Origin of the sequence: Myxococcus sp. AM009, from assembly GCF_013372605.1 — a bacterium.
GTDB classification, from domain to species: domain Bacteria; phylum Myxococcota; class Myxococcia; order Myxococcales; family Myxococcaceae; genus Myxococcus; species Myxococcus vastator.
Map to the genome: position 1 here is coordinate 23891 of NZ_JABXEP010000016.1, position 21753 is coordinate 45643.

18 protein-coding genes and 1 pseudogene are annotated in these 21753 nt (G+C 68.4%); 17 read left to right on the forward strand and 2 right to left on the reverse strand.

Annotation, left to right across the window (positions count from 1 at the left end; all coding sequences use genetic code 11):
- Positions 1–378 precede the first annotated feature (378 nt).
- The 9 genes and pseudogenes from HV824_RS06430 to HV824_RS06465 all read left to right on the forward strand — a co-directional run bounded on the left by HV824_RS06430 (position 379) and on the right by HV824_RS06465 (position 12758).
- On the forward strand, positions 379–1074 hold the full coding sequence (locus HV824_RS06430) for a hypothetical protein (protein ID WP_176422895.1): 696 nt from the start codon (positions 379–381) through the stop codon (positions 1072–1074).
- Between the two features lie 46 nt (positions 1075–1120).
- Positions 1121–1894, forward strand: a complete 774-nt coding sequence (locus HV824_RS06435) for a TadE/TadG family type IV pilus assembly protein (RefSeq protein ID WP_176418074.1) — start codon at positions 1121–1123, stop codon at positions 1892–1894.
- Between the two features lie 38 nt (positions 1895–1932).
- Positions 1933–3537 (forward strand): pilus assembly protein TadG-related protein, encoded by a 1605-nt coding sequence (locus tag HV824_RS06440; RefSeq protein ID WP_368670942.1) that lies wholly within the window; start codon positions 1933–1935, stop codon positions 3535–3537.
- Entirely contained in the window at positions 3531–4580 is a 1050-nt protein-coding gene (locus tag HV824_RS06445) for a hypothetical protein (RefSeq protein WP_176418076.1), read from the forward strand. The genes HV824_RS06440 and HV824_RS06445 overlap by 7 nt, the downstream gene beginning before the upstream one ends.
- On the forward strand, positions 4571–5239 hold the full coding sequence (locus HV824_RS06450; protein ID WP_176422896.1) for a hypothetical protein: 669 nt from the start codon (positions 4571–4573) through the stop codon (positions 5237–5239). The genes HV824_RS06445 and HV824_RS06450 overlap by 10 nt, the downstream gene beginning before the upstream one ends.
- Positions 5240–5342: 103 nt before the next feature.
- Positions 5343–5495: pseudogene (locus HV824_RS37230) on the forward strand (IS256 family transposase); the annotation flags it as partial.
- Between the two features lie 478 nt (positions 5496–5973).
- Positions 5974–8232: an Ig-like domain-containing protein gene (locus HV824_RS06455; RefSeq protein ID WP_255207814.1), complete on the forward strand. Its 2259-nt coding sequence runs from the start codon at positions 5974–5976 to the stop codon at positions 8230–8232.
- An 84-nt stretch (positions 8233–8316) separates the two neighbouring features.
- Positions 8317–9714 (forward strand): S8 family serine peptidase, encoded by a 1398-nt coding sequence (locus HV824_RS38155; RefSeq protein WP_176422898.1) that lies wholly within the window; start codon positions 8317–8319, stop codon positions 9712–9714.
- Between the two features lie 515 nt (positions 9715–10229).
- Positions 10230–12758: a DNA/RNA non-specific endonuclease gene (locus HV824_RS06465; protein ID WP_217917156.1), complete on the forward strand. Its 2529-nt coding sequence runs from the start codon at positions 10230–10232 to the stop codon at positions 12756–12758.
- Positions 12759–13146: 388 nt separating this feature from the next.
- On the opposite strand, the gene HV824_RS06470 is transcribed toward HV824_RS06465, so the two are convergent.
- Positions 13147–13884 carry a DUF1428 domain-containing protein gene (locus HV824_RS06470; protein WP_176422900.1) on the reverse strand — a complete coding sequence of 246 codons (738 nt, stop codon included), beginning with the start codon at positions 13882–13884 and terminating at the stop codon, positions 13147–13149.
- 68 nt (positions 13885–13952) lie between these two features.
- On the opposite strand from HV824_RS06470, the gene HV824_RS06475 reads away from it, so the two are divergent.
- The 8 genes from HV824_RS06475 (at position 13953) to HV824_RS06510 (ending at position 20468) form a co-directional block, all read left to right on the forward strand.
- Positions 13953–14393 carry a MarR family winged helix-turn-helix transcriptional regulator gene (locus HV824_RS06475; RefSeq protein ID WP_176418083.1) on the forward strand — a complete coding sequence of 147 codons (441 nt, stop codon included), beginning with the start codon at positions 13953–13955 and terminating at the stop codon, positions 14391–14393.
- 61 nt (positions 14394–14454) lie between these two features.
- Positions 14455–15210, forward strand: coding sequence for a 2OG-Fe(II) oxygenase (locus HV824_RS06480; protein ID WP_176422901.1), 756 nt, complete (start codon positions 14455–14457; stop codon positions 15208–15210).
- A gap of 19 nt (positions 15211–15229) precedes the next feature.
- Positions 15230–15784: a GNAT family N-acetyltransferase gene (locus HV824_RS06485; protein ID WP_176418085.1), complete on the forward strand. Its 555-nt coding sequence runs from the start codon at positions 15230–15232 to the stop codon at positions 15782–15784.
- Positions 15768–16157: a hypothetical protein gene (locus HV824_RS06490; protein ID WP_176418086.1), complete on the forward strand. Its 390-nt coding sequence runs from the start codon at positions 15768–15770 to the stop codon at positions 16155–16157. Before HV824_RS06485 ends, HV824_RS06490 begins: the two co-directional genes overlap by 17 nt.
- A 9-nt stretch (positions 16158–16166) precedes the next feature.
- Positions 16167–17687 carry a hypothetical protein gene (locus HV824_RS06495; RefSeq protein ID WP_176418087.1) on the forward strand — a complete coding sequence of 507 codons (1521 nt, stop codon included), beginning with the start codon at positions 16167–16169 and terminating at the stop codon, positions 17685–17687.
- Between the two features lie 264 nt (positions 17688–17951).
- Positions 17952–18863: a macrolide 2'-phosphotransferase gene (locus HV824_RS06500; RefSeq protein ID WP_176418088.1), complete on the forward strand. Its 912-nt coding sequence runs from the start codon at positions 17952–17954 to the stop codon at positions 18861–18863.
- 99 nt (positions 18864–18962) lie between these two features.
- A complete protein-coding gene (locus HV824_RS06505) occupies positions 18963–19487 on the forward strand; it encodes a cytochrome c-type biogenesis protein (RefSeq protein WP_163785852.1) in 525 nt (174 codons plus the stop codon).
- A gap of 12 nt (positions 19488–19499) precedes the next feature.
- A complete protein-coding gene (locus HV824_RS06510) occupies positions 19500–20468 on the forward strand; it encodes a tetratricopeptide repeat protein (RefSeq protein ID WP_176418089.1) in 969 nt (322 codons plus the stop codon).
- Between the two features lie 50 nt (positions 20469–20518).
- Here HV824_RS06510 and HV824_RS06515 read toward each other — a convergent pair whose 3' ends face one another.
- Complete coding sequence (locus HV824_RS06515; RefSeq protein WP_176418090.1) at positions 20519–21721, reverse strand: GNAT family N-acetyltransferase; 1203 nt, start codon at positions 21719–21721, stop codon at positions 20519–20521.
- Positions 21722–21753 lie beyond the last annotated feature (32 nt).

Consider the following 21753-nt stretch of genomic DNA (forward strand, 5'->3'; position numbering starts at 1 on the left):
ACCGCGAACAACCTCCGCAAACGCCTCGGGCACATCCACCGTCACCTGGGCCATGAAAGATCCTCCCATGGCCCAACCCGCCAACACGCACCCCCCTTCACCCAGGCGCGGGCACCCGCCCCCTCGGCCCGTCGTCAGCTCTGCCGACGCCCAACTCCAAGTCCGCACCCCACCTGAGCCAGGTATCGCAGTGCGCAAGGCTCGCGAGGCGGCTTGTCCTAAACAAGACACCAGCGATCGCTCCCTATCCTGCACAAATCAATTACATACTCCCAGGCGTCAGGCATGGCTTGCCAACCCCACGGAACCGCCTATCATTGACGATCCCTACCTCGACACCTGACGCCCCTGCCTCACGCCCCAGGAGGAAGCGCGCTCATGCCTTCCCGCAAGCGTTCACCCCCGGCCGCCATGCTGTTGCTGGTCGCCGTGGCCCTGAGCGGGGGCTGTCAGGGATTAAACATGGACGAGGAGATCCGGTTCGCTTGTGATTCGAACAAGCGCTGCAGCCAGAAAAACCATACCTGCGGCCTCGACGGGCTCTGCCACCCCAGCAAGGTGCGCGGCTTCGCCTCGCTCTTCGACGCCACGGACACGTCTGGAGAGGTCCACCCCGCCGCCTATGCCACTTCGGTAGCAGGCAGCGCGTCCCGGAAAGCAGCGCTCGCGGCCCGGGAGCGGCCAGGAGACCATGACTGCGCGAAGCGCTGCGCGAAGCGGCTCGCAGGATGCACCGCTGGGTGCGAGGGGCGCTTGAAGTGCCGTGAGCACTGCAGCCGCGCCTCGGACCTCTGCTATTCGCGGTGCCGGAACGTCAACGACGCGCTCAAGGTGGCCCGGCAGCGTCGCGACGAAAAGCTATGCATGAGTGAGAAGGGCCAGATGCGACGATGCACCGCGGCGGAAAACGAGGAACTGAACGCGGAGATGGCGCGGGCGGCGAAGATGTTCTGCGAAGATCGTCATGGCGAGCACGTCCTCTGCCCCGAGCAGCGCGAGCAACTCCAGAAGGCCAGACGTCTCATACCAGCGGGCTGCCATGGGGTCGGCTGCGACGGTGCCGGGCAGGAATAGACAAGCGGAGTCTGGAAACACCAAACGCCTTCAGGAAAGAAGAACCATGCGGCGCGAATCCGGTCAGGCGTTTGTGGAAACCGCCTTGACGCTCCCCCTTGTCCTGTTCGTGATTCTGGGCAGCCTGCAGCTCTTCCTGCTCTCCCAGGCCCGCCTCTTCGCGCAGTACGGCGTGTTCCAGGCGACCCGGGTCGGCTCCTTGAATCACGGAGCCTGCACGCCGATGACCCACGCCGCGCTCCTGTCCGTGCTTCCCGCGGTGCATTCTTTCCTCGGCGACCGGACGCTCCCGGGTGTCACCCCCGGCGAACAGCTCGGCGAGGCCTTTGGCCGCTTCCGCGACAACCACTACCTCGGCTACAGGGGCCCAGGTTGGAACAGCGCCGGTGCTGAAACCGAGGCGCTCGTCTGGCTCGTGCGGGAGCAGCCGGTGCCCACGGCCGCGGACGTGGTCGCGTTCGATCAGCCCCTGCCCCGCCCGGGGCGAGCGGAGCCGCTGCGACTCGAGGTCCGGATGATCTTCTGGGCGCCGCTGCGCATCCCCTTCGCGGACTGGGTGTTCTCACGCATCGCCGCGGCACGGCTGGGGCTCGACAGCTTCACGGGCCAGGACCCGCTCATGCTCACCCGGAGCGCGGAATGGGAAGCCGAGGGCCGCCCGAGCCTCGATGCCCGGATGGCGTCCGAGCTGCGGCGCAGGCTCGCGCGCGGCCACTACATGTTCCCCATTGAGGTCTCCTCCACCATGCGAATGATGACGCCTCCTCGCTTGTCTGAATTCGCCGGGGCTGAGTGCTCGGCGCCGGGGTTCACGCCATGAACCTCCGGACCAGGCCGGTAGCGCGAGGACAGACGCTCGTGCTGTTCGCACTGACGCTGGTGCTGCTCGTGGTGATGGTGTGCATGACGCTGTCCATGGGCGCCAAGGTGAAGGAGCGCATGGAGCTGCAGACACTGGCGGACACTGCCGCATACAGCTCCGCGGTGACGACCGCGCGCGCCTTCAACTCCGTGGCGGTGATGAACCGGGTCCAGGTGGCGCACGCCGTCTCGACGCTCGGGACGCTGAGCCTCATCTCCTGGTCCACGCTGTACTGGAAACACGCGGACAACGCGGCGGAGCTGTTTCGCCTGATGGCCGTGCCGTATAGCGTCAACACCTTCTTTCAGTGCTATCCGGTCCGCAAACCCATGTGCGGGCTGTGCACGCGTGCGCTCGCACAGACGCTCGTGCTCGCCACGCTGTCGACCGTGCATGCGAATCAGACGCGCGGCAAGCTGCGGCGCGACACGGAGCTCTTCACCGCGGAGACGCTGCCGCGATGGAACGCGGCGCAGCGCATCCACGCCGCGCAGGTCGAGGTGCTGGCGCGTGCCCGGGCTCGCGCGGGTGACGGCCCCGACGGACTCGCGCAAGAGTACCTGTCCCGGGCGAACCTCGTCGCGCCCGACGAGGTCCGCGTCCAGCCAGCCGGGACGGCCGTCACCCGGCGGGAGCTGAACGATGCGGTGCTCGACCATGCTTCGGCTCGTCAAGGCAGTGAACCGCACGAGGTCGGACACCTCGTGATGGGCACCCGCGGGCACCCGTTCCTGCGCAATCGGGGCGAGGGGGGCGCGTGGGATCGGATGTTCTCGTCGGACAGCGTCGGCCACCGCTCCCTCCTGCTGTTCGCGGCCGGTCACGTCTTCTACAGCGGCTCCCGCAGTGGCAAAGGCTATTACGACAGCGACTACGCGCCGCTTCCCTCGGGCCGGCCGTATGAGCCACGCGCCCATGATGGACAGGGTGGGCGTACACGCGTCGCCTTCCTCCCCGCCGCCGACGTGGGCCGGATACCGGGGGCCGTGGCGCGACTCCGCAGGTGGACGATGTGCATGTCGCCCCTCCCCGCCTTCCCCATCGCGGGAGCCATTGGCCTGGCGGGGCGAGGAATTGGCGCTGGCGCGGTGCGGGTCACCGCGACCCAGCACGAAGGCATTGGCCACACGACCCGGCACGCGGTCGAGACGTTTCCGCCCTTCGTCGACTTCAACGGCGCACAGGTCCTGGATGCGGCGAACCTCCAGGGGCAGCCCAAGCTGGTGACGGCGCTGTCGCGCGACCCGGTGCCCGAGCGGGATGTCTGGAACCTCTCGTTCAACTTCCGCACCACCGCCGAAGACAGCAGGACCCTCAGCCTGGGGGGCGGACACACCTTCGGCGGAGCGCCACGTCAGGTCGCGGTGGGCTCCGGCATCGTCTACTACCACCGGTTCCAACACTCGACGGAGCCGCCCAACCTGTTCGCGCCATACTGGCGGGCCGGCTTGACGCGGCTCTCCATCGACCGGCCCCGGGCAGGGTCTCCCGATCGCACCCTTTTCGATACACAAGCGGGTGAGTTCCTGTCGGGCACCGGGGCCACCGAGGTGCAAGGCGCGTTCGAAAGCCTGGTCAGGAACGGGTACACCGGATGGTGACGCGCAAGGGACGCCAGGGTGCCGCGAAGGGCGCGCGGGGACAGGCCATGCTGGAGGCCGTGCTCGGCATCATCGTGCTGGTCACCGTCCTGATGTTCGGCCTGCACTTCGCCGAGCTCGCGCATCTTTCGCTGAAGGCCCATGAAGCGGTGGCCGCGGCAGCATGGGATGCCACCGCGTACCGCGTCGAGCGCCCGGGCGTGGACACCGTCGACGACTGGGCCTGGTACGACTCGGGCCGGATTGCCGCGACGCGCGTGACCTACGCCACCAACGAGCGGTACGCGGATTGGGATGGCCGCAGCAGCACACCGGGCGACAGGGGGCCCACCCAGCTCTACTCCCAGGCGGGCACACTCAACACGGCGTGCATCCGCAGCGAGGACCCACGCAATGGCTTCCGCGTGTCCGCGACAGCGAACACGCCTGCCTATGGCGAGCCGGGCGCGCTCTCGTGCATCACCCAGGGGTCGGTGAGGACCATCAACCTCCCGGCGCGATTCCTCAAGGCCGCGGACGACGGCGTCTTCTCCGCCGAGCACCTCACGCGGAGTTCCTTCAGCCTGTGCGGCCTGGGCCGGCCCGCGGCGGGCGACACCTGCCGCGGCTCGCTGAACATCCTCCTTGGGGACCACGGGCTCACCTCGGGAGAGGATGAAGAGCGTGAGTGCGCCCTCCTCCAGGACGACGTCCCTGGCCAGCGCTGTCAGAACCGGGCTTTCTACAGCCTCGCGCACGAGGGGTGGGACCGCTCCATGGGGTGGACGGGTCTGCCCGAGCGATGGGCGAACGATATCGTCGGCAGCACGCCCCGTGGGCGGGTGACGGGCTTCTACCTGAGCTTCCGGGGCGAGGAGTCCGGCACCTTCGGAGAGTCCCACGAGCGCATCTGGCAGACGCAGCCCATGGACCACAACTTCGTGGACGACCCGTCGCTGGGCAGGAGACGCGGAACGTATCGCGAGGCCTTCGACGCCGCGAACAGGCTCCGTTCGACCTCGGCGACGCGGTTTGTCTACCTCGGGAAATACACATGCGACTGAGCCGAACCCTTCTTGTCGTGACCGCGTGGGTGATGACGCTCTCGGTGGGGTCGGTCGCCTCCGCGAATCCCTTCGTGAAGGACGTCCCGGGGGCCGTTTCGCAGCCCACGCAGGCGGAGAAAATGGTCGTCGACGGCGTCATCATCGAGACCTCGACGCTCGTCTCCAGCAAGGACGTCGCGACGCTGAAGGCGCACTTCCGCGCGCTCTTCGCACGCAGGGGCCTGTACCTCGCGGAGGAGACGGCGGAGATGAAGTTGAAGCTCGGTGATCAGGTGACCGGGCTGGATCCGGAGCGCCTCATCTCGTACACCGTCATCCTGCAGCCGTCGGGAAAGAATGCGACGACGCTCATCGTCAGCTCGGCGGAGCTGGCCAGGCGGCAGCAGAAGGCGGCGCCAGCGTTCGCGCCGATCTACCCGGGCAGCGGTCCTGTCACCAGCACCCAGCTCGAGTGGATGAAGTCCATGAGCTACGCGACCACGGCGACTCCGGCCGAGGTTCGCGCGTTCTACCGCGAGAAGCTCTCCGCGCAGGGTTACGCGCCGGGCCCGGACGACGCGTTCATCAAGGGCGCGGAGCGCATCGCGCTGACAGTGGCGCCGGGCGTGACGGAGCGCACCGTCTTGCTCATCCATGAGCTGGGCGTCGCGGAGTGAGCCTGGAAGAAGGCGCTCCAGCGCCAGTGACGCGTGAGCGTCACCCACCGAATCGAGTCACGCGCATTGCAGAACGTCTCGGCCCTGATTGCCTACGATGAGGGAGAGGATGGACACCGAGGCAAAGCGCCGCACCCGCGCGGTCGGCGCCATTCCGGCGCGCGCCAGTGCGCGGCGCCTCATTACCATCGCCTTGGAAGTCACCGATGTCTGGGATGACCGCCGCCACCTCAACATTCTGCCGCTGCTAAAATCAACCCCAGACGCCCCTCTACGATGCCACCAAGGAGCCTCCCTCCCCGCCCCTCCAGCCAACGACACGTTTCGGGACTTTACTGATAGAAAATGAGTCTCCCGCGAACGTGTCGTGATTCGCGGCGGCAGGCGGACGCATGTCGTGGATTTCGTATCCATGGTACTCGGGTGCTTGTCGGCTAGTGGCCTGAGGACGTTGGCCATCCATGTGTTGCGCGCCGAATCGTCGGGAGCAAGAAGTGGTGTCGTTCATTCCATGGGGGGGACGGTCCATTCCGGACTTCATCCTACTCTTCGGGGGAAGACAATAGATGCGAAGCCGTCCTGGGGTGCTGTGGTCGCGGAGACTGGCGGTCACGCTTGCCTTATCGCTGGGAGCGTGTGGTGTGGAGTCTCTGGAGGAGAAAGTCCGTCCTCCGGAGGATGGAGTATCGCTAGAGGACAATGGGGCGCTGACGCGTGAGCGTCCGAAAGCCTCATTGACGTGGGACCCGTATGCGGACGCGGTGGCGTCGGGCACCACGGCGACGGTGCTCAACGCGAGCGCGGCGCTGGGCGCTCCGGACGGGCGGGCCGCGACACTGCTCGGCTTGCTCAACACGGCGCTGGTGCTGGACCTGGGCCAGGGCGAGGAAGGCACCGGCGACCTGCGCGTCTACTATCAGGGCCTGTCATTGGCGTTGGTGGCCCAGGTGGACTTCCTGAAGGCGGATGGGACGTTCATTGGCTCCAGCTCGCTGCACCTGGTGGAGTTGGGCCTGGGGACGCATGTGGCGGTGGCGACGTACCCAGGGAACCAGCCCTATCGCTACGTGCGCCTGAGGGGCGCGGTGCTCGCGCTCTACCTGGTGGACGCGGTGGAGACGTCGCTGCGGCCCATCTGTGGTGATGGGGTGCTGGGCGGATTCGAAATCTGTGACGACGGCAATCAACTCTCTGGAGACGGCTGCAACAGCGTCTGCCAGGTGGAGCCGGGATACACCTGCACGGGACAGCCGAGCGTCTGCGACAACAACTCAGCGCCCACGGTCGAGGACGTCCACACGACCACCCCGGAGGACACCTCGGTGACCATCACCATCCCCGCGGCGGACCCGGATGGCGACGCGCTTGACTTCTTCTACACCACGCCTGGCCATGGCACGCTCTCGCTCGCGGGGGCCTCGGTGACGTACACCCCGAACGCGAACTTCGCCGGAGAGGACAGCTTCCAGGTCACGGTCTCCGACGGAAAGAAGCAGGCAGCGGCCACCGTCTCGGTCACGGTGACTCCGGTCAATGACGCGCCCGTGGCTGCCTCCGCCACGGTGACGGCGGACTACAACACGTCCCCGCCCATCACGTTGGCGGCCACGGACGTGGATGGAGACGCGCTCACGTACACCGTGACGGCGCCTCCCGTTCACGGAACCCTGTCCGGGACGGGCGCCCAGTTGCTCTACACGCCGGCCGCGGACTTCCAGGGGGAGGACTCGTTCACCTTCACGGCCAGCGACGGCGCGCTGACCTCCAATACCGCCACGGTCAGCATCACCGTCAGGGGACCGCCTGTCTGCGGCGATGGCCACACCGATTCGGGTGAGGTGTGTGACGACGGCAACCGCGTCGCGGGAGACGGGTGCCGAGCGGACTGCCAGGGCGTGGAGGTGTGCGGTGACGGACTGGTCGACAGCGTCACGGGAGAGCAGTGCGACGATGGCGGCACGACCCCCGGGGATGGCTGCGACGCCGCGTGCCAACTGGATGCCTTCTCGAATGTGCCCCCCACGCTCGTCAGCGGGACGCTGAACTGCACCACGGCCGAATCGAACACGGGGCGCAAGGCGGCGGTGGATGCACTGGGGCGCTTCTACGTCGTCATGAAGTGCGGTGGCGATGTCCATGTCAGTGTGAGCGTGGACCGTGGCCACACCTGGGTGGGGCCCACTCCCCTGGGAATCACCAACGCGGCGGAGGTCGTGATTGAAGGCGGCCCCACGGGGGTCGCGTACGTCGCGGCCACCAGCGCCGGCACGGTGATATTCACCCGGACCCTCGACGCGGGAGCGAGCTGGGAGGCGCCGCGAACCCTCAGCGCGGCGGCCAACCCCACCGTCAGTCTGGATTCCAGGGGCGACGCCCTCTACATCTCCGTCTCGCGAGGGAGCAACGCAGGGGTCCGCGTCCTCCGGAACTTCGCGCGAGGCGCGAACGACTTCAGCGTGACGGACGTGGACCAGCGCAATGCCTACTTCGACGTCCTCGTGGACAAGGTCAGCGGAGATGTCTTCTCGGTGAGCGACGACCCCTCCTTCCGCATCAGCCGCAGCAGCGCTCAGGGGACCAGCTTCGGCCCGCTGAGCTCCCCGCCGGGGCAGGCGTTCTTCTCGGACTGGACGGGCTCCAACGGCTTCATCTACGTCACGGGCTCCTTCGGGGACGACAACGTGGACGTCATCCCCATGTCCGCACCGGGGACGAGCACCCAGGTGCCGGGCCTCCCCACGGACGTCGGTCCCGGTCCCTTCCGGACGATTGACGCGGACGCGCTCGGCAACGGCTACATCGCCTCCCAGCGAGGGACGGGCGACATCCAGTTGGACCGGATGCTCGTGGGGGCCACCATGATTCTGGCCGCGGATGCCAGGACGGTGGGGCCGGGCGCCGTGCCAGCGGTCGCGGCACTCCCATCGAACGGCGGTGCCCTGGTGGCCTACACGAACGGCACCAGTGTCTACGCCTCGGTGGTCGTGTACTGAATCCACGGAGCCCTTGATGCGTGCCTTCCAGGTCGTGCGGGAGGCGCGCATTCAGGCCGCCGTGGATGAGAGTGCCCTCCCCCGGTGCAGGTGTTTCCCTGCACGACGGGCGCATCGTCGGACGTCATCGCAGGCGTGGATTGGGTGGCCGACAACCACCTGTTTCCCGCCGTTGCCAACATGAGCCTGGGGGGGAGTGCCAGCCAATCCCTGGATGACGCGGTCGAAGGGCTCATTGACTCCGGCGTGGTGACCATCGTCTCCGCCGGAAACGACGGCGTGGCTGCCTGCACCCAGTCACCCGCGCGGCTGCCCGCGGCGATCACCGTGGGCGCCAGCAACGACATGGACGCGGTCGCGGGCTTCTCCAATCACGGGAGCTGCGTGGACCTCTTCGCGCCGGGCGTCGGCATCCGCTCCACCCTGGCCACCCCGGTGAATGGGGTTGGCAACATGAGTGGGACGTCGATGGCCGCGCCCCACGTCACCGGCGCCGCGGCCCTCTACCTTCAACGCCATCCTGGATCGACTCAGCAACAGGTCCGTGACTTTCTCGTGGGTGAGGCCACGACGGGCCGGCTGACGGGACTTCCGGCAGGGTCACCGGATCGCCTGCTCTTCACGGGTGGCATCAACAGCTTCCTGCTCAACGTCGCGAGCGCCCAGCCACCGGTGGGCAACGACGGCCACTTCGAGGCGGCGGACTGGAACGGCGACAAGCGGCCGGACCTCTTCTTCATCCAGCCGCAGAGCCTGACGGGCTTCACGGAGGTCCACATCCTCTCCGGGTCCACGAGCTACCAGACGTTCCTTGGACATTGGGTGACGGCGTTGCACACCACGAACGCGGACTGGGCCTTCGAGGTGGGTGACTGGAACAACGACGGCAGCCAGGACGTGTTCGCCATCCAGCGGGCAGGCGCCACCGCGACGGAGGTCCACATCCTCTCCGGCGCCACGGGCTTCCAGACGTTCCTGGCGCACACGTCCACCGCCCTGCACACGACGACGGGCGACTGGGACTTCAAGGTGACGGACTGGAACAAGGACGGCACGCTGGACGTGGTCGCCCTCAACTCCCAGGGCGCGGGAGGCCACGTGGAGGTCCACATCCTCTCCGGGGCCACGGGCCTCCAGACGTTCCTGCTGAACACGACCACCGCGCTCCCCAGCGCGGAGAGCTGGGAGTACGAGCTGGCGGAGGTCAACGGCGACGCGACCGTCGACCTGGTGGGCATCCTCCGCTCCGGGGGCAGCAACTCAACCGAAGTCCATGCCGTGTCCGGCGCGAGCGGCTTCTCCAGCTTCGTGTTGCAGGCGGGCACCGCGCTGCATCCCACGAACGGGGATTGGACGTTCGAGATGGTCCGGTGGGATGACCCGAGCCTGTTTGGCATCGAGCTGCTCGGGAACGGGCCAGACCTGGTCGCCATCAACCGGAATGGGCCGCTGGCCGTCGAGGTCCACATCCTCAATCCGTGATGCATCCGGGAGCGGCGGCGGCCTCCCAGCCGCCGCCGGTCGCGGCCACTCACCTCCGCGCCATGGATGCGTTGTTTCAGGACGGCGAGGCAGTGCCCACCGCCGCGCACCGAAAACGGCAGTGAATGCTCGACGAGCAGCGCCAACGTCCGCTGCGCCTCCGAGGCATGGGCTGAACCGACCCGCCGAAGACAGGACGGGTCCCCGCGCGACGGGGCACGCCCACGGCCGCCTGCCGCTCCCCCCTCTGTCATCTCGGCTCACGTTCTACGAGGGATGAATCCAGGGACAGGCATCGGGCTCAAGAGGAAGTCATGGAAAACAATGGGTTGAAGCCATTCACATTTCACCGGCACGACCGCCCTGAAGTGGCTGCGGCGCTCCGACCACTCAGGGGTCTGGCCCCCTATCCAACACGAGAAGCGCCCAGCCTCGCTTCGCTCGACGCAGAGACCGCCGCGCGGCGATACCTCGACAAGGCCTTCGCCAGCGCACAGCTCCCGAGCTTCTCACCGATGACAGTCCACGACCACGAGAACGAATTCCGGACCCTCGGCGCCGAAGCGCTCCCCCTCACCGAGACCACCACGGTGAAGTTCCGACAGCTCTTCGGGAACATCCCTGTCTACGGCTCGCTGGTGACAATCGAGCTGGATGAGAACAACGAGCTGCTCGCCATCCACTCCTCGCTCGGGCAGCCGTCCGACGTGGAGCCGGTGGCGGAGCTCTCCCCAGCGCAGGCCCTGGGAGTGGTCGCCAGTCGGGCAGGGTACACGAATGGCTCGCTCAACGCCGTGCCCCGTCTCCAGTACTACTTCGACCCAGGACAGGAACGCTGGCACCTCGTCTACACAGTCGAGAATGTGCTGAGGCGGCAACCGCGAGGCCAGCGTGCCCCTGCCCTCTTCGACTACGTGGTGGACGCGCATACGGGCGCGCTGGTCGCCGAGCTGCCGCGCACGCAGCGAATGGAGTTCACGGAGCCCGGTGCCTCCGAATCCAGACGGCGCCGCCGTCACGCGCCAACGGACCTCCCGGACACGGACTGCGCCGCGACAGCGGCGGATGAGCTCGGCCAATCGCGCGAGTTCCGGTGCAAGCGTGATCGGGAGCGAAGCCTGCTCGTGGACGAGGACCTCAACATCCACACGCACGACGCACGCTTCCGGGACCTCGCACTCGGCGGCGACGCATTCCCGGGCGACTACGTCACCCTGCCGCCCAAGCCCTGGCCCGCAGCGGGAGTCAGCGCACATGCCAACGCCACGGAGGTCGCTCGATTCCTGCGGAGCATCCTCAAGCGCAACGGCCTCGACAACCGGGGAGGCCGCATCATCTCCTCCATCAACTGCTGTTACGGGGGCGACGGCGTAGGACGCGAATGGCGCAACGCCGCGTGGATTGGCACCCAGATGGTGTACGGCCAGCGCCTGCAGCGAGGCAAGCTCGTCTCGTACGCCTCCGCGCTCGACGTGGTTGCCCATGAAATCCTCCATGGACTCACGGACCACACCGCGCGCCTTCGGTACTCGGGCGAGACCGGAGCGCTCAACGAGTCCTACTCGGACATCTTCGGCATCATCATTTCGAACTTCCACGAGCCAGACGTCGACCAATGGAACTGGGAGATGGGTGAGGCGTTGGATGAAACCGGACTGCCCCTCAGAGACCTGCGGTCACCCAGGCGCTGCGGCCAACCAGAACACATGGATGACTACCTGGTGCTTCCTTCTGACCCAGCGCACGACTGGGGCGGCGTACACGCCAACAGCGGCATCCACAACCGCGTGGCCTACCTCCTGTTGACTGCCGCTGGCGCCGAGGGGCAACCGCTCCTGAGACCGCGGGAGGTCGCAGCCCTCTTCTACCTGACGCTCACGCAGTACCTCTCCTACACCTCCACCTTCAGCGACAGCCGCCGCGGAATGGCAGCCGCCGCGCGCAGCCTCTTCCGCAAGGACCCGGCGCTCGAAGCGAAGCTTCAGGCCCTCGCGCGTGCCTTCGACGCGGTAGGCATCGCGTCCACGGTGCCGCACGATGCGTTTGAAGCCGCGGAGGAGGAGGCCTCCTCCTCACCCCGCTCGATTGAGGCACCGGAGGTGGCGGTCGTCAGCGTCGCGCCCAGGCTGCTCATCCCCTACTCGTCGGACTTCCTTGGCGACGGGTTCGAAGTCCCGCTGCCCCAGTTGACGGGGCGCACGTCCGACGAGGCGTTCTCGGGTGGCCAGGTAGTGGACTACGTCCACTTCTCCCTGACATTGCATGAGCGTCGCCGTATAGCCCTCTACACCGCATGCAACATCGACGCTGCGCAGATGGTACGGCTGGGGCGACAAGGGCTGCCGTGGAGGTTGGACCCACGAATCCCAGCGAAGGTGCAATTGGGGCCCGCCTACTACGCAGGCAACGAATGGGATCGGGGCCACCTCGTCCGCCGGCAGGACCCCATCTGGGGCCCGGTGACTGAAGCGCGCCGGGCCAATGAAGCCACCTTCTACTTCACCAACGCCGCCCCCCAGCATGCCAACTTCAACCAGGATGAGTGGCTCGTGCTGGAGGACTGGGTGCTCGAGCGGGCCGCCGACTTCGCCTACCGGCTGTGCGTTTTCACGGGCCCCGTGCTGAGCGACGATGACCCGCCGCTCCGTGATGCGCAGATTCCAGCGGGCTTCTGGAAGGTCGTGGTCCTTCGCGACGCCACCGCGGGCGGCGCGGACCTCTCCGTGGTCGCGTTCTTCATGAAGCAGACCGAAATGTTGCGCGACAAGCTCGGAAAGAAGCTGCTGCAGCTCAAGCGCTACCAGGTCACGCTGTCGGCCATCGAAGACTGGACGGGCTTGGACTTCGGCGCGCTGAAGGACGCGGACGAACTGGCATGGACGCCCTTCGCCCTGCGCGCCGACAGGCCCGCCGAATCCTACCGACTCCTGACCGGCCCACAGGACCTCGTCTTCAGCGGCGACCAACGACGCGCCGCGGGCCGACGCATCCTCCCACAGCGGTTCCCCGGCGCACCTCCAGGGCTGGGGGCGTCGGTGCACTGAAGCCTGGATCCGGACCGCGCGCCTTTCACGCGAAGGCACGTGGCCAGGGACGCACCGACTACCAGCGCCCGCTCGAACCACCCGTCGCGAACCAAGGCACCGCCGAGCCGGTCCACCTCCGCGAGCGTCTGCGGCGTGAGCGTCCCGGTCATGTCCACGGACCAGGCTCCGGTTGCAAGCCGAGGCACTTCTTCCACGGTGACACCCAGGGCCGGAGAGCCAAAGGCGCAACACGCTGGGCGCCATTGAGCGCTGGCCCGCGACACCACGGGGCAGACCACCTTCATCGCGGCATCGGGTGCCCGGGGGCTTTCATGACATGGCGCTGATGCGGCCTCCGCCCATTCCGGGCTTCACGAAACCAGGCGGAGGTGCATGAGGAGGCGGGCTATGCGCCTGTGCCCGCCGCCGCCGGCTCATCCAGGATGGGCACGAAGCCGCCATGGGTCCGGCGCCCCTCGTCGTAGGGCACGTTGTCCGGGTGCATGCGCGGATCAGCCATGGCCTTCCCCCACCCCGCGTCGCGAGCCTCCTTCGACGGCCACTCAACCCAGGCGAAGACGACCTGCTCCTCCGCGGTGGCCTTCACCGCGCCCTTGAAGTCAGTGACCTTCCCGTCGGGGAGGTCATCTCCCCACGCGTCGACGACGCGCAGGGCGCCATGCTCCAGCAGCACCGCCGCGAGACGGGACGCGATGGCATGGTAGGCCTCCTTGTTCCCAACCGGGACCGGCACGAGAGAGCCATCGACGTAGCCCAGCCTCCCCGCTCCGCCCTCGTGGAGGTCGGGGACGAAGCCGCCGAAGATCATCCGCTTCCCATCAAAGGGCATGTGCGCGCCCATCTCCTTCATCCGCGGATCACTGAACGCCTTCGCGTTCGCTTCGTCCCGCACCGCCTTGTTGGGGTACTCAATCCAGGAGAAGACGATGACCTCATCAGGCTCGGCCTTCACCGCGCGCCGGAGGTCGGTGACCTTGCCCTCGGGGACATCGTCCCCCCAGCACTCAACGAAGCGCGTCGCACCAAACTCCTTGTACAGCGGCGCCGCGGCGACGGCCGCCTGCCGATACGCTTCCTTGTTCGCCGCGGGTACTGCGACCACGAATCCATCGATATAGGCCATGGCAACGCTCCAGTCGGGCATCCCTGCTTTGACAAGAAGGGTTGATATCAACATAATCACCTCTGTCAATGTCCCGAGCCGTCCCATTCGCCACGACGCTTCACGTCCGCGACCACTGCCTGTGCCTGGTGGTCCAGCAGGCCGCGCGCGCCCTTGCTCGGCGCTTCGATGAAGCCCTGCGTCCGGTGGCCCTCACGCACGGACAGTTCTCACTGCTGATGTCGCTCAATCGCCCCCAGCCACCGTCCATCGGTCCGGTCGCGGAGCTCCTGGCGATGGACCGGACCACGCTGACGGCCAACCTGAAGCCGCTCGAAAGGCGCGGGCTGGTGAAGACCACCGTCGACCCGGCCGACCGCCGCGGGCGGCTGCTGACGCTGACGGACGCAGGGCTCCAGCTCCTTCAAGCCGCGCTGCCCCACTGGGAGCGCATGAACGAGGAGACAGAGCGGCTGCTGGCGCGGACCGATGTCGACGCCCTTCGAGCTGGACTGCGGGCGCTGTCCTGAGTCCTCGTCTCGCCTTCGGAGCGCCAGCGGCGTGCGCCGCCCGTTCTGCTATAGGGGGCCCGTGAGCATCGCGACCCACGAAGAAGGCCCGCTGCGGGGACCGAGCTTCTTCTTCAACCGCACGGCGCTCCGCTCGCTCGCGTTGGCCCATCGCGTCAGCTACGGCGCGGCGCGGCCTCACCCCCACGCTGTCATCGATGGCTTCCTGGGGGAGCCGCTGGCGTCCGAGCTGGCCGGCGTCTTCCCGGGCGCGACCGAGGCCGGCTGGAAGCGACGCGACCACCCCGAGCAGGCGGCTCGGCTGGGACAGCTTCAGCGCAAGGCCTTTGAAGACGTCCCCGGAGCGCTCCGGCACCTGCTCTCGGAGTTCTCCGGCATGGCGTTCATCGACTTCCTGGAGTCACTCACCGGGGTGCAAGGGCTCATCCCGGATCCACACTTCCGGGGCGCTGGGCTGCACCTCACGTTGCGTGGGGGGCATCTGGCGCTGCACGCCGACTTCAACCGAGATCGCTTCCGCGCGCTCTCACGCCGGCTCACCGTCCTCTACTACCTGAACCCCGGGTGGGAGCCCGCCTGGGGAGGCGACCTCGAGCTGTGGAGCGCGGACCTCTCCCGGTGTGAGACGCGAATCGCGCCGCTCCTGGATCGCCTGGTCGTGATGGCCCATGGCGACAATCACTGGCACGGACACCCCACCGCGCTGGAGTGCCCCGAGGGACGGGGTCGCGCCGCGGTCGCGGCCTACTTCTACACCGCGGAGGAAGCCCCCAACGCGCCGGAGCCCCACAGCGCCATCTGGGCGCCACAGCCCTGACTCTGCAATAGTTCTCCCGATGCCCGCCGCGCCCCCGAGCGACGACATCCTGATGGAGCCCGTGATGCGCCAGCACGCGGCGGCGTTCCATGCGCTTGCGTCGGACCCGGCGGTCAGCGCGACCACCCACCTTCCATCCCCCTTCCCGCCCGGCCATGCGGAGGCGTGGATTGATACCGCGATGGGTGCGCGAGCGAAGGGCGAAGCCTTCCACTTCGCCATGCTTCATCCCCAGGACGGATTCGTCGGCTGCTGCTCGCTGGTGGCCCTGTCCCCGAGAGCGCGGACCGCCCAGCTCTCCTATTGGGTCGGCCGGCCCTACTGGGGACGTGGCCACGCGACGCGCGCCGCGCGGTGGATGCTCGACTTCGCCTTCGAAACGCTGAAGCTCGACCGGGTCCGCACATGCGTCCTGGAGAGCAACACCGCGTCCCTTCGCGTGCTGGAGAAGCTCGGCTTCGAGCAGGTCCTGCGCGCGCCGAACAGGAACCCGAAGTTCTCGCTCGACGATGTCCTCGTGTTCTTCGAGCGCGCGCCCGAAAGCGACAGGAGGCCAGATGCTCCGAATCCGTGAAGCGCAACTGCGCGCTCTGGCGGCGGCCAGTGACGACAACCGCGTCGCGGCGATAGTCGACCGGCTCTACGTTGAGCATCCCGGCCACGTCGTGGGACAGGCGCGCGAACAGGTGCGGCGCCGGGTCGCATCGGCGCTGCGCAGGGCCCGGGGCTTCGGGCTGCGCGACGACCGGGACCTGCACGCCTTCGGCCTCCTCTGCATCGTCATCTCTGAGGCGTTCGACGCACATCCGCCCTTCCAACGGCTGCTGGCGGACCCCGCCGTGCCTCCCGAGGAGAAGATGACGCGCCTGTTCCAGGGCGCCACGGACGCGGACTGGCGGGCCGCCGCGGCCCTCGTTACCCCTCACCCGTCGCGCGAAACCCGGTGACGCAGCCCGATGGACTACCAGACCTCAGTCATCCAGGACGCGAAGTCCCTCCAGGACCTGCACGCACGCACGGCGCCCGGAAACGCATCGACTCAGATTCACGCGTGCGAACAGCCCCCGTCGGACCTCGTCTTCGCGGTGGAGCGCCTCTGGTTCCTGAATCACATCCCCGTGGAACACTATGTCTTTCCGCGGCCGGACGACCCCGTCTACTGCCTTCCTGGAAACGCCTCCCCGCCCAACAACCTGCTGCCCCCCCAGGCCTTTCCCGCGAATGGAGACCCGCACTGGCGCCCGGAGGACACGTCCATTCTTGGCAAGATGCAGCGGCTCGTCGAGACGAGTTGGCCGGTCGCGTATGTGCGGTCGGGCGCCTCCACGCCCCCTGCTCCGCCCATGGTGCGCGTCGTCCTGAAGGCCACCCCCGGCACGTCATCGGGGAAGATGTCGCGGCCGGGCAGCCGCTGGGTGCGCGCGGCGGAGAAGCCCGGCACGGGGCAAGGCCTCTACACGCATCACGCCCAGGTTGAATTCGACGAGTCGGGAATGGGCCAGGTGGACCTCCCGCTTCACGGCCTCCCCAGCACGGTGACCCTGCGCTCCGGGCTCGAGCTCACATGGGAGGTGGCGGAGAGCGGCCGCGAGTACACCCCCCTGGCGAAGAAGACGAAGCACACGCTCTTCATCGTGGATGCCACGCCCAAGGCCGGTCGGTTCAACATCCTCGCCTACAAGGGCGGCGCGTTTCTGGACGCGTTGTACTTCGGCTGCACCTGGGCGGAAGGTGCGCAGGGCCCCGCGGAGGTCATCCAGGCCATCTGGAAGAACTTCGTGGGCACGCCGGATCCCCACCCCGCCGGACTGGGATACTGGCTCACGGTGGAGCCCCTCCCCGAGGACGACTTCTTCCGCGCCGCGCGCCTGCGCCGGCTGGACCTGGGCACGGAGCATGCGGGCCGCAAGGTCAACGCGAGCTGCACCGCCTTCGCGCAGCTCTTCATCAACTGTCTGGCCGTGCATGGCATCGAGAGCGCGGAGGTCAAGGTCGCCCCCGCCGTCTCCACGGCCACGTCAATGAAGGCTCGCTTCAATTACGACGGCGTCGACTATGTGCCGACCAACAAGTTCCTCGTGCCCCCGCGTGCTCCCGCCCAGGGAAACCAGGCACTGGAACGAACCGACTCTCCTCATCACTGGGTGGTCTGCGTGCGGGAGAGCCAGGGGTGGTTGCTCTACGAGACATCCTTCGGCCTGGGCCCCTTCCCGCTCAAGCAGGCCCCCCACTTCACCGAGCCTGCTCCGAATACGCAGAACCACGCGCCGCATCCCCAGCGCTTCGAGCCGAAGGTGAACCACGAGTTCATCGCGCCAGCTGCCTACGAGCAACAAACCGTGGTGGGCTACATGTGCACGTACTTCGAGCCGACCCGGGGCGACGACCTCACCCAGATTCCCTCCCGCAACGACGACACCCAGCCGCAGCGGCCCTATCTGCTCTCCAAGGTCCTGTGGACAAACGCCACCGGTTGAGCGGAACGCCGCGGCCTTCAATCCCTTGCACGCATCCCCACGAGGTCAATATCAGAACCTGGCCTTGCGGACATCGTGGCACCTCCCGCAGGCGCGTCAACGCGGCGGCCCGCCCGTGCGTGTCAGGAAGCGTGTCGCCAGCAAGTCGTGGCGCCACACCCACGCCCGGCCAGCGCGCATTCCGCCCCGACGGACCGTGGTCCTCCCCTGAAGCCGATGCCCGCACGCCCGTCATCACCGTGCGAGCCTGAAAGGACGTCCCGGATGCCCCCCATCCCCTCCGATGCCCCCCAGCTTGTCGAGCTCGCCGCCCGCCACGGACTGAAGCTCGAACCCGACACGCTGTCGGTCAACGAGGCCGGACTCGACTATCGCGTCGTGATGGCGCGCGACCTCGAAGACACCCTGTGGGTCCTCCGCGTCCCTCGGCGTGAAGACGTCTCCGCGAAGCTCGCGGACGAGAAGAAGATTCTCGACTTCGTCGGTCCCCGGCTCGGCGTGGCGGTGCCGCGGTGGCAGGTCGCCGACCGGGAGCTCATCGCCTACCCCGCGCTGCCGGGCAAACCGGGGCTGACGCTGGACCCCGCGTCGGGCCAGCCGGTGTGGCACTTCGACCGCGAGTCCCGCGTCTATGCCCGCCACTTCGGTCAGCTCCTGCAGCGGCTGCACGCCATCGACATTGGCGCTGCCCGCCAGGCCGGCCTCGTCGTCGAAACGCCCGAGCAGGTCCGCGCCAACTGGGCCTCCGACATCGCCCGCGTCACCCAGGCCTTCGACGTGGCGCCGTCCCTCACCCAGCGCTGGGAGCGGTGGCTGGGCGACGATACCTACTGGCCCCGCTTCGTCGCGCTGACGCACGGGGAGCTGTACCCCGCCCACGTCCTGCTGGACCCGGACGACACCCCCACCGGCGTCCTCGATTGGACGACCGCCAAGGTCGGAGACCCGGCGCGCGACTTCGTCTTCCAGAAGATGCTCGGCGTGGACGCCGTGTTCGAGGCCACCGTGGACGCCTATGTCAAAGCAGGCGGGCAGGTCTGGGACCGCCTGGGCGACCACTGCGTGGAGCTGCTCGCCGCGTCGCCCGTGACCTACGCCCTCTACGCGCTGATCACCGGCCAGCCGGAGCACCGGGCGACCGCCCAGGCGCAGCTCACCCCGGACGCCTCCATGTAGGCACAGCGAGCCGGGCGGCGGGACAAGCTCCCGCCGCTCAGGTTTCACTGTCCAATCACGGCCTGGGGCGCTAGGTAGGGACGGCTCGATGGAGCTTTGATGACCGCTGCCCTCCTGTCCCTGTCCCTCGCCTTCACGCTCGTCACCGGCCAGTTCGCGCCCCAGCAGGCGGGAAGCGACCCGCTCGCGCCGGAGCTGGAGGCGCGTGCCCAGACGCTGGGCAAGCAGCTCCGGTGCGCCGTGTGCCAGGGCTTGTCCGTGGCGGACAGCCCGTCCTCCATGGCGCGCGCCCAGCTCGACATGATTCGCGAGCTCGTCTCCGAGGGGAAGAGCGACGCCGAAATCGTCGAGTACTTCGTCGCCCGCTACGGTGAGTGGGTGCTGCTCTCCCCCCGCGCGGAGGGCTTCAACTGGTTCGTGTGGCTGGGCCCGGTGGCGCTCGTCGCCGTGGGCGCCTTCGTCATCTGGCGGCAGCTCCAGCGCGGCGCGGGTGCCCCGGAGCAGACCGCGCCCGCGACCCCGACTTCGGAAGAAACGGCGGCCCCGGCCGCGCCCGCCGGAGCGCCTCCGGTGGATGAAGAAGACCCGTACCTCCAGGCCGTGCGCCGGGAGCTCGAGCGCTAGGAGCGCCAGGCCATGCAGCCGCAGACGACGAATTGGTTGCCCGGAATCATCGTGCTCGCCGCCACCTTCGTGTTGGCGGCCGGCTGGCTCCTCTTGCAGCGCCGCAAGGGCGCCCTGGCGTCGGCCGAGCCCCGCGACGGCGTGCTCGATGACCTGACCCAGCGCGCGCAGTCCCTCATCGACCAGCTCCGCGCGCTGGACGCGGAGAAGCACAACCAGGGCGCCGAACAGTACGCCGCCGAGAAGTCCCGCCTGGAGCGCGAGGCCGCCGCGGCGCTGCGCGCGAAGGACGAGCACCTCAAGCGCAAGGCCTCCGGCGAGGGCGTCCGCGCCCGTCCCCAGGCGCCTGCCCCCACCGGGTGGGCGTCTCGCAATCCGCAGCTGGTGGGCGCGCTGTGGGGCGCGGGCATCGTAGTGTTCTTCGGCGGGCTGGGCTACCTGCTCGTCTCCGAGCAGCAGACGCGCACCGACGGAATGGAGGCCACCGGCCGCATGCCCCCGGGCGGCGCCGCCGCGCAGCCGCAGGGCGCGGGCATGGGCGAGCAGATGCAGGAAGGCCCGGAGATGCAGGAGGCTCGCGCGCGACTGAACGCCAACGCCGGAGACGTGGATGCGGCGGCGCTGCTAAGCCACGAGCTCATCCGCCGTCAGCAGTTCGACGAGGCCGTGAAGGTCACCGCCAAGGGCCTGGCCGCGGACCCCTTCAACGTCGAGCTGAAGGTGCACCGCGGCGTGCTGCGCGCCACCCAGGGCGACATGGCCGGCGCCGAGGCGGAGCTGACGGAGCTGGTGGACACCTGGCCGGACGCGCAGGAGGCGCTCATCTTCCTGGGCAGCCTCGCCCTGCGCCGCGGCGACAAGGCCACCGCGCTGGCCTACTTCGAGCGCTTCTCCGTGGAAGTCCCGCGAAACATGCAGCCGCCGCAGCTCGGCCCCGCGATTGCCCAGCTTCGCGCGGAGGTCGCGGGCGGCATGCCCTGACGCGCGGCCTCCTGGACAGCACCCGCGGCGCCGCTGGCGTTTTTCAACACTCAGTGCACCGCGGCCCGCCGGCGGCGCAGGCGCCGCACCTTCTCCACCAACGTGTCCGGCATCGCCGCCTTGGCGCCGTTGCGCAGCAGGCGCGCCAGGGACTCGGACTGGGAGAACCAGCGCCCCTCCCACGTCCCGGCATGGACGCGCACGGACAGCGTGCGCCGCTGCTTGGACACCCAGTCGGACTTGTACGTCTCGGTGCCCCGGAGGAAGTCGTACTCCGTGAGGCCGGCCTCCATCGCGTCGCGGAACGTCTCTCCCACCAGCACCAGGCCCACGCTGCGGTTGCGCCACGCCGGGTCATAACCGGACTGGAAGTACACGAAGCTGTCGCGGTGGAGGATGCCGTACACCGACGCCACGGCCTGGCCACCCACCTTCATCGTGTAGAGGCGCAGCCGGCCCCGCTCCGCCAGGAACTGGGTGGCGTCGCGGTGGAACGCCTCCACGCCCGAGCCCTTGATGCCCTGCGAGCCCCCATCCGCCGCCCACCGCGCCGAGTGCAGGCGGAAGAAGTCCGTCAGCGGCGCCGCCAGCTCGCCCGGGGCGTCCGTGCGCTCGATGCGGTAGCCCTCCTGCTTCTCCAGCCACTTGCGCCGCCGCAGGAAGTTGTCGCGGCGTCCCGTGCGCTTGAGGAACGCGTCGAAGGGCTCACCCGGCGTCAGCGTGTCGTACGGACACACGTAGCGCGGCGCCACGCGGACGTCCTGCCCGAAGAAGGTGTCCCGGAGCACGTCCACGGTGGGCGAGTCCTCGCGCAGGTCCGACAAGTCCAACACGTCCCACTCGTCACGCAGCGCGTGCAGCATCCGCGCGAAGGCGCCCGCCACCTCGCGCTCACGGCCCCGCCGCGCCACGACATCCAGGTAGTCACTGCCGACGTGCGTCTCGCCCAGGAAGCTCAGCCGCCGCACCGGCACGCCGGTGACGCCCAGGTACTCGACGCCCAGCGGCATCAGGCCCACCAGCGTGCCCGCCGCGTCGCGCGCGGTCAGCACCAGCGGGCGCCGGCCCGTGGCGATGCGCCGGCACCACGGGTACACCCACTCCCAGGCATTGAAGGGCCCCGCGTCGCTCGCGTCCATCAGCGCGGCCCACTCCTCCCGCATCCCCGCCAGCGTGGAGAGGCTGCCCACGGCGCCTACCTCCAGCCGGTGCGCGGCCCACGGTCCCTGTGACAGCTCATCCTCCCGAATCAACGCCCGTCCTCCCGGAGGGGCAGACGCCCCTC